Here is a 2,093-nt window from a genome sequence, read left to right as displayed (position 1 = left end):
GCAATATTCTCTTTATTTGTGGTGGTGCTTTTGATGGGGTTGAAGATATTATTAAACGCAAATTAGGTAAAAATGTTTTAGGTTTTGATTCTAATTCAGAATCTAGTGTAAAGAATGTGAAAGATTCTGATAATATTATTCATCAAGTCGAAACTGATGATTTAGTCAGTTTTGGACTAATACCAGAGCTAATTGGAAGATTGCATGTGATTGCAACACTAGATTCTATCAGCAAAGAAGCGATGATTTCCATCTTAACAAAACCAAAGAATGCTCTCATTAAACAGTATCAAAAGCTTTTTGAGTTAGACGGTTCAAAGCTTTCTTTTGAAGAAGACGCTATAGAACGTATAGCGGAGCTTGCAATGGAGAGAAAAACGGGGGCTAGAGGCTTGAGAGCTATTGTTGAGGATTTTAGTCTGGATATTATGTTTGATTTACCCAATCTAAATGGGTATGAAGTTATTATCACAAGAAAATGTGTAGATAAAATAGAAAAGCCCATTCTTATTAAGAAAAAGACAATTAAAGCAGTTTAGAAAATAAGGAGATTCCACGGTGTTTTTAAATAAATTTGTAGGCTGGTTTTCACACGATATAGCAATTGATTTAGGGACAGCTAATACCATTGTTATGATAAAAGGGCATGAAATTCTCATTAACGAACCTTCTATTGTCGCAGTTAAAGTTGATCAATACAGAGATGGAGAAATATTAGCAGTTGGTAGAGAAGCGAAAGAAATGATAGGAAAAACGCCTGATAATATTCGAGCGATACGCCCCTTACGTGATGGTGTTATTGCAGATTTTGAAATCACGGAAAAAATGATTCGCTATTTTATTGAGAGAGCGCATAAGCGTAAATCTTTTATGCGTCCTAGAATCATGGTGTGTGTTCCTTATGGGCTTACTTCAGTGGAAAGAAAGGCAGTAAAAGAATCTGCCATGAGTGCTGGTGCTAGGGAAGTCTTATTAATTGAAGAGCCACTTGCAGCTGCAATTGGTGCAGGACTGCCTATTAAAGAACCGCAAGGAAGTCTTGTTGTTGATATTGGTGGGGGTACAACAGAAATTGGCGTGTTGTCATTAAGCGGACTTGTTATTTCTAAGTCTATTCGTATCGCGGGTGATAAGCTTGATATGGCAATTATGGATTATGTCCGAAAAAAATTTAATCTCCTTATCGGGGACAGGACTGCTGAGGAAATAAAAATTGAGATTGGTTGTGCTACCCCACTAGAAAAACCACTTGTAAAGCTCATTAAGGGTCGAGATCAAGTCAGCGGCTTATTAAATTCCATAGAGCTTACAAGTGAAGATATTAGAGAGGCAATTAAAGATCAGATTAAAGAAATGGGAAATGCTTTGCGCAGTGTCTTAGAACAAGTCCCTCCTGATTTAGCGGGAGACCTTGTAGAAAATGGCATTGTTTTAACAGGTGGAGGAGCGTTAATACGCAATTTGGATAAATATTTTTCTGATGTTGTAAAGTTACCTGTATATGTAGGCGATGAACCTTTACTCTCTGTTGCTAAAGGTACGGGTATGGCAATGGAAGATGAGGAAATGTTAGAAAAAATTATTGCAAGAAGTTGATTGATAAAATCCTCGTGATGAATAATGTTAATCTCTTTGAATCTTTAATCCCTATATTCTTTACTAAAGAAAGTTCATTTTGATTGTTTTTGATTTAAAGTAGCAGGCAATATTTGTTGCTTCATTTTTTGTTAAATCAACACAGAATCGTTCAATAAAGATTCAATGCTAATGAAAGCATTGCTATAAATCTATCTTAGTGTGCTTTTTTCTCTTAAATTCTCATTATTTCCTACGCTTAAACACATTTAAATATGATTAATGTCGCTATGGCTTTTATTTTTAAGATTATGACATAACTATATTATTAAATTGCTCATAAAACTAAATACTATGATTGGCTAATTTTTGATTTATAAATAGCTGATACCTACTAAAAATTCATTCATAAATTTAATCTGTTGAATAGTTTAAATAGCAGAATATAACCCCACACCCATAGAATCTAACATTTACGTTATTAGGACATTAAGATTCTTTGTATCGTTTTATACCCA

1 protein-coding gene and 1 pseudogene are annotated in these 2,093 nt (G+C 34.1%); both read left to right on the top strand.

Annotated features, from left to right (window positions below; all coding sequences use genetic code 11):
• Positions 1-539, top strand: a pseudogene (locus CQA44_RS11920) (AAA family ATPase); the annotation flags it as partial.
• Positions 540-558: 19 nt separating this feature from the next.
• Positions 559-1,596, top strand: a complete 1,038-nt coding sequence (locus tag CQA44_RS11915) for a rod shape-determining protein (RefSeq protein ID WP_115547409.1) — start codon at positions 559-561, stop codon at positions 1,594-1,596.
• Positions 1,597-2,093: the final 497 nt, after the last annotated feature.

The sequence above is a fragment of the Helicobacter sp. MIT 14-3879 genome, assembly GCF_003364125.1.
The sequence above is the reverse complement of the archived record's forward strand: the minus strand, read 5'-3'. Positions and strand labels throughout refer to the sequence as shown.